The organism is Nonomuraea sp. MG754425, assembly GCF_021699195.1.
Taxonomy (GTDB): domain Bacteria; phylum Actinomycetota; class Actinomycetes; order Streptosporangiales; family Streptosporangiaceae; genus Nonomuraea.
The window spans coordinates 1-6,434 of sequence record NZ_SSXE01000323.1 but is presented as its reverse complement, the minus strand read 5'-3'; the positions used below and the strand labels follow the sequence as shown (position 1 = coordinate 6,434).

The window sequence follows — 6,434 nt, the reverse complement described above, 5'->3', positions numbered from 1 at the left end:
CGCCGCCGCGAACACCACCACCACCGTCCCCGCCGCCACCGGGTCGATCCCGTGGCCCGTGACCATGAGGGTGTGCGACCAGGTCACGAACCCGTAGGTGCCCCACAGCCCGCCGAACCCGGCCAGCCCGAGCATCACCAGGTCGCGGTCGCGCACGAGGCAGCGCAGCGGCGGCCGGCGCGTGGACGGGCCGCGCCGGTCCCGCAGCAGCGCCAGGCACACCAGGGCCAGCGCCATCGACACCACCCCGAACAGGTGGTACGAGGACCGCCAGTCGTACGACTGGATCATGCGCGGCACGACCGCGTTGGCGATCATCGTGCCGAGCGAGGAGGCCATGGTGAACACGCCCATCGCCAGCCCGCGCTCCCGCTCCCCGAACCAGGAGGCGATCAGCTTGACCCCGGCCGCGAAGTCGGCTCCCGCGCACAGCCCGATCAGCGCCTGCACCACGATCCCCGCCCCGGCCGACGGCACGAACCCGAACACCACCATGAACCCGCCGGCCGTGAACAGCGACCCCGACAGCACGAACCGGCACCCGAGCCGGTCGCCGAGCATCCCGCCGCCGAGGTTGGACAGCACGTACCCGACGTAGTAGGCGGTCGCGAACGCCCCCAGCCCCGCCAGCGACACCCCCAGGGCCTCGCCCGCCTGCAGCGACGCGGGGCCCCAGGCGGAGCGGTCGACGGAGGTCATGGTGAGCGAGGCCCAGCACAGCAGCAGCACGACCCACCGCCGCCGCGACGTCCCCCTGACGGGCCGTGACGCAACGTAATCAGTCACACGCGGAACGTTACTCCGCTGGACGTCCTCCGGTCATGACCTCGCACGAGATCGCGGGAAGCGGACCCGGCCCGGCCTCAGCGCAGACCGGTCGCGCCGGCGACGGCCCGCCAGTCGACCAGCTTGAAGCCGGTCGCCTCCCGGTCGCCGTCCCCGGGCGTCTCGGCTCCGTCGTGCACCACGAGCAGCCCCGCGGGATAGGCGGCCCCGAGCGGGGCCGAGGTCACCGCCGAGCCGTCGCTGACCTCGGCCCCGTCCGCCCGCCTCCCGGGCGCGACGCGGAACCGGGCCAGGTGGCGGCCGTCGCCCCGGTCGTAGACGGAGAACGTGTCGTCGCCCTGGCTGGAGGCCAGCAGGTAGCCGTCGCGCCCGTCCTCGAAGATCGTCAGGCCCTCGGCGTCGGCCGACAGGTGCCTGCCGCCGAAGCCGCGGTCCGGGCCGGGCGCGCACTCCTCCGTGGCCGGGTCGTAGGTGTCCTGGCGGCCGTACTCCCTGACCTTGTCCATCAGCACGGGACGGCCGGTCAGGTCCGCGCGCAGGCGCCAGATGCCGACGTCCTCCTGCGCCGCGTACAGGACGCCGCGGGCGCGGTCCACGACCATGCCCTCGACCTGGGGCAGCTCGCCCGGCTCCGCGCAGGGGGTCCAGGTGGCCCCGTCGGGCAGGGGGAAGGCCGCGGGCAGGTCCAGGGTGCGGACGTTGCGATAGGTGACCCTGCCGCCGGGGGCGGCGACGAGCCGGAGCAGGCCGAGCGTGGTCCGGTGGCGGCGGCTGACGACGATGTCGGCCCCGTCGGCGGCCAGCCCGTACGCGGTGCGCGCCGCGTCCACCTCCTCCTGGGTCGTGTGGAACACGAACGGCGCCGAGGGGTCGGTGACGTCCGTGAGCGGCGGCCGGCCCGCGGCGGCGGCGACCGGATCGACGGCGTAGACGCGGAGCTGGTCGCGGCCCCGGTCGGAGGCCACCGCGAGGTCTGCCCGCACGCCGGTGGACAGGCGGAAGCCGGGCACGAGGTCCACGTTGTTGAGCCGTCCCGGCTCGTGGCCGGGGCCGGGTGGCGGCGGGGCGGGCAGGTGCTGGAGTTGCGCGCCGGACAGGGAGTAGACGTACAGGCCGCCTTCCTTGGCGGTGGTGATCACGACGCTGCTGTCCGGGCGGGTGGGGTGCACCCAGATGGCCGGGTCGTCGCCGTTGGCGTTGCCGCCCGCCTCGTCGTCGTAGAGCGCGGGCGTCTCCGCGGACGCCGTCACCACGGCGACCTTTTCCGTCACGGGTTCCGTCACGGGTTGTGTCACGGGCGAGAAGGGGGTGACAAGCAGGAGGACCGTGGATAAGAAAGCACGCACAGGCATCTCCTCACGATCGGCGGCCATCGTGAACGCGGAGCGAACGTACCTCGCATAAGTCAGCATGTCTATACAAACAGATGACATTGAGGTAGAACCGGGGCGAGCCTGTTGGTCTTGGAGGTGTCCTGTGAGACGTACCCCGATCGTGCTGGCACTGCTGGGCGCGCTCGCCGTCAGCGGCTGTTCGTCCGCGCAGCCCGGAGAGGGGCAGAGCGCCCCGCCCGCCTCCTCCGCGGCCCCGGACGGCGGTGGCGGCGCGAGCTTCGCCGTCATCACCCACGGCGCCCCCGGCGACTCCTTCTGGGACGTCGTCAAGAACGGCGCGGAGGCCGCGGGCGAGCAGTACGGCGCGCGGGTCACCTACCAGGGCGACGGCGACCCGGCCAAGCAGTCGCAGCTCATCGACCAGGCCGTCTCCGAGAAGGTGGACGGCCTGGTCGTGTCGATGGCCAACCCCGACGCGCTGAAGGAGGCCATCGGCAAGGCCGTCGCCGCGAAGATCCCCGTCGTGACGATCAACTCCGGGGCCGGCTCGTCCAAGGAGTTCGGCGCGATCACCCACGTCGGCCAGTCCGAGGACGTCGCCGGGCGCGGCGCGGGCGAGCAGCTCAAGGCGGCCGGGGTCACCAAGCTGCTGTGCGTGATCCACGAGGCCGGAAACATCGGGCTCGACCAGCGCTGCAAGGGCGCCGAGGAGACGCTGGGCGGCACGGTCGAGCGGCTGCAGGTGGACGTGAGCAACCTGGCCGACGTCACCTCCAAGGTCGCCGCCAAGCTCCAGTCCGACCAGCAGGTCAACGGCGTGCTGTCGCTCAACCCGGCCGTCGCGATCGCCGCCAGGGACGCCGTCAAGGACGCCGGCTCGCAGGCGAAGCTGGCCACGTTCGACCTGTCGGCCGACGTGGTGACGGCGATCAACGACGGGGAGGTGCTGTTCGCGGTGGACCAGCAGCAGTACCTCCAGGGCTACCTGCCGATCACCTTCCTCAACCTCTACCGGTCCAACCTCAACACGGTCGGCGGCGGGCTGCCGGTCAACACCGGCCCCGGGTTCGTGACCAAGGACAACGCCGCGCAGGTCGCCAAGCTGGCCGAGGCGGGCACCCGATGACGGTGGCGGCCGACGAGCGGATCGCCCACGTCGGGACGGCCCGCCGCCTGCTCATCCGGCCCGAGCTCGGCGCGGTGGTCGGGCTCGTGGTCGTGTTCGTCTTCTTCGCCGCGCAGTCGCCGGTCTTCCGCTCGCCCGCCGGCATCGCCAACTGGCTCGACCCGGCCGCCACGCTCGGCATCATGGCGGTCGCCGTCGCGCTGCTGATGATCGGCGGCGAGTTCGACCTGTCCGCGGGCGTGCTGACCGGCACCAGCGGGCTGATCCTGGTCACGCTGGCCACCCGGTTCGGCTTCAACGTGTGGCTGGCGATGCTCGCCGGGCTGGTCGTGGCGCTGGCCGTCGGGTTCGCCAACGGGCTGATCGTGACCAGGACCCGGCTGCCCAGCTTCATCGTGACGCTGGGCACGTTCCTGATGCTGCAGGGCGTCAACCTGGGCGTGACGAAGGCGATCACCGGGACGGTGCAGGTCAGCGGACTGCGGCGGGCCGAGGGCTTCGAGGGGGCCAGCGCGCTGCTCGCCGGGACCGTCGCGGTCGGCGGCACCTCGTTCCGGGTGGCGATCCTGTGGTGGATCCTGGTGACCGCGGTGGCCACGTGGGTGCTCGTCCGGTCCAAGGCGGGCAACTGGATCTTCGCGGTGGGCGGCAACGAGCAGGCCGCCCGCGCGGTGGGCGTGCCCGCCGCCCGTACGAAGATCGCGCTGTTCATGACCACCGCGTTCGCCGCCTGGCTGGTCGGCTCGATCCTGGCGCTGCGCTACACGTCCGTGCAGGCCAACATCGGCATCGGCCAGGAGTTCATCTACATCATCGCCGCGGTGATCGGCGGCTGCCTGCTCACCGGCGGGTACGGCTCCGCCGTCGGGGCCGCGATCGGGGCCGTGATCTTCGGCATGGCCGACAAGGGCATCGTGTTCCTGGGCTGGGACGCCGACTGGTTCACCTTCTTCCTCGGCGCGATGCTGCTGCTGGCGACGCTGGCCAACCGCCTGGTGCGCCGCTACGCCGAGCAGGTGCGGCATTGAGCGCCGGGCCGCTCCTGGAGACCAGGGGCATCGGCAAGACGTTCGGCTCGGTGCTGGCGCTGCGGGAGGTGTCGATGAGCGTGGCGGCCGGGCAGGTCGTGTGCGTGCTCGGCGACAACGGCGCGGGCAAGTCCACGCTCATCAAGATCCTGGCGGGAGTGCACCGGCACGACGCGGGCGCGTACCTGGTGGACGGGGAGGAGGTGCGCCTGACCAGCCCCCGCGACGCGCTCGACCGCGGCATCGCCACCGTCTACCAGGACCTGGCGATGATCCCGCTCATGTCGGTCTGGCGTAACTTCTTCCTCGGCTCCGAGCCGCGCAAGGGCCTGGCCTTCGACGTGGCCAGGGCCCGGCGGGTGGCCCGCGAGGAACTGCGCGCCATGGGCATCGACATCCGCGACGTGGACCAGCCGGTCGGCACGCTGTCCGGCGGCGAGCGGCAGTCGGTGGCCATCGCCAGGGCGGTGTACTTCGGCGCCCGCGTCCTCATCCTCGACGAGCCCACCTCCGCGCTCGGGGTCAAGCAGGCCGGCGTGGTGCTGCGCTACCTCGCGCGGGCCCGTGACCGCGGGCTCGGCGTCGTCTTCATCACCCACAACCCGCACCACGCCTACCCGGTGGGTGACCGGTTCCTGCTGCTCAACCGGGGCACCGCCGTCGGCGAGTACGGCAAGGACGACATCACCGCCCAGGAGCTGACCGCCCTCATGGCGGGCGGGGCGGAGCTGGAGGAACTGGCGCACGAGCTGCGGCGCGAGTGAGGTTTGGCCGACGTTTGACGCATCCGGGCGGTCACCTGGAGGGCCGTTCAGGAAGGAACCCCTGGGCACGCGTCGAGAGGCCGGGGGATCACCATGATCACGACGATGAGCGGGCACGCCGTCCTGGGACGGGCGGCGCGGACGCCCGGAATCTACTAAGTAAAGGCGCTCGGCCGTGTCAGCGCCCTGGCCGGGAAGACCCCTGGGGCCGTTATTACCCCGGCGACGGAAACCGCCCGGGGCTCCGTCCCGGGCGGTCCGCGCCTGCGCCGCCGCGCGTGGCATGCTCGTAACGGCACCCCCGGAAGGAGGCCCCCGTTGGCGGAGGCGGAGCGGTCAGGCGCGAGCAGGCTGCTGGCGGTCAGCGACCTGCACATCGGCTACCCCGAGAACAGGGCCGTCGTGGAGGAGCTGAAACCGGTGACCCCCGGCGACTGGCTGCTGGTGGCCGGCGACGTGGGGGAGCGGCTGACCGGCATCACGTGGGCGCTGAGCCTGCTGGCCGAGCGGTTCGAACGGGTGGTCTGGGTGCCGGGCAACCACGAGCTGTGGACCGTCCCGGGCGAGACGCCCGACCTGCGCGGGGTGGAGCGCTACGAGCTGCTGGTCCGGCTCTGCCGCGAGCTGGGCATCGTCACCCCGGAGGACGAGTACCCGTTGTTTCAGGGCGCGGGCGGCCCGGTGCGGATCGTGCCGCTGTTCCTCCTGTACGACTACACGTTCCTGCCGCCGGGGCACCACACCAAGGACAGCGCCCTGGCCTACGCCCACAGCACGGGGGTGGTCTGCACCGACGAGTACGTCCTGCACCCCGACCCGTACCCGACCCGCGACGCCTGGTGCCGCGCCCGGGTGGAGCTGACCGAGCGGCGGCTGGCGGAACTGGACGACGACGTGCCGCTGGTGTTCGTCAACCACTACCCGCTGGTGCGCGAGCCGACGGACATCCTGCGCTACCCCCAGTTCGCGCAGTGGTGCGGCACCACCGCCACGCACGACTGGCACCGCCGGTACCGGACGGCGGCGATGATCTACGGCCACCTGCACATCCCGCGCGTCACGTGGCACGACGGGGTGCGCTTCGAGGAGGTCTCGCTCGGCTACCCGAGGGAGTGGAAGCAGCGCCCGGGGGAACGGCGGCTGCCACGCGAGGTCCTGCCCCACCGGTAGGGCCCGTCGGCCTCGGCGGGGGGCGGTGGCTGCCGCGTGCGGTGCTGCGCCGCCGGTAGGGCCCGTCGGCCACGGTGGGGAGTGGCGGCTGCCGCGTGAGGCGCTGCCCCGTCGGTGGGGTCCTGTCCGCTTCGGCCGGTGGCGGCATGGAGGGGAACGGGCGGGCATGGGAGGATGTCCGCCGCCGGGGCGGGAGGAGCGGGTTATGCGTGGTGTGGTGAGGTTC

At 72.5% G+C, this 6,434-nt stretch carries 6 protein-coding genes; 4 read left to right on the top strand and 2 right to left on the bottom strand.

Going from position 1 to position 6,434, the window contains the following annotated elements; all coding sequences use genetic code 11:
• Positions 1 to 786, bottom strand: a 786-nt coding sequence (locus FAF44_RS51465; RefSeq protein ID WP_237110815.1) for an MFS transporter, incomplete at its 3' end; no start/stop codon positions are given.
• A 77-nt stretch (positions 787 to 863) separates the two neighbouring features.
• The gene (locus tag FAF44_RS51460) at positions 864 to 2,138 is read right to left on the bottom strand and encodes a phytase (protein ID WP_272896192.1); all 1,275 of its coding nucleotides are present in this window, start codon (positions 2,136 to 2,138) and stop codon (positions 864 to 866) included.
• 124 nt (positions 2,139 to 2,262) lie between these two features.
• Here FAF44_RS51460 and FAF44_RS51455 point away from each other — a divergent pair, with 124 nt between their 5' ends.
• The 4 genes from FAF44_RS51455 to FAF44_RS51440 all read left to right on the top strand — a co-directional run bounded on the left by FAF44_RS51455 (position 2,263) and on the right by FAF44_RS51440 (position 6,208).
• Positions 2,263 to 3,246 (top strand): sugar ABC transporter substrate-binding protein, encoded by a 984-nt coding sequence (locus tag FAF44_RS51455; protein WP_237110813.1) that lies wholly within the window; start codon positions 2,263 to 2,265, stop codon positions 3,244 to 3,246.
• A complete protein-coding gene (locus FAF44_RS51450; protein ID WP_237110812.1) occupies positions 3,243 to 4,274 on the top strand; it encodes an ABC transporter permease in 1,032 nt (343 codons plus the stop codon). Before FAF44_RS51455 ends, FAF44_RS51450 begins: the two co-directional genes overlap by 4 nt.
• Complete coding sequence (locus FAF44_RS51445; RefSeq protein ID WP_237110811.1) at positions 4,271 to 5,038, top strand: ATP-binding cassette domain-containing protein; 768 nt, start codon at positions 4,271 to 4,273, stop codon at positions 5,036 to 5,038. The genes FAF44_RS51450 and FAF44_RS51445 overlap by 4 nt, the downstream gene beginning before the upstream one ends.
• 318 nt (positions 5,039 to 5,356) lie before the next feature.
• Positions 5,357 to 6,208, top strand: a complete 852-nt coding sequence (locus tag FAF44_RS51440; RefSeq protein ID WP_237110810.1) for a metallophosphoesterase — start codon at positions 5,357 to 5,359, stop codon at positions 6,206 to 6,208.
• Positions 6,209 to 6,434: the final 226 nt, after the last annotated feature.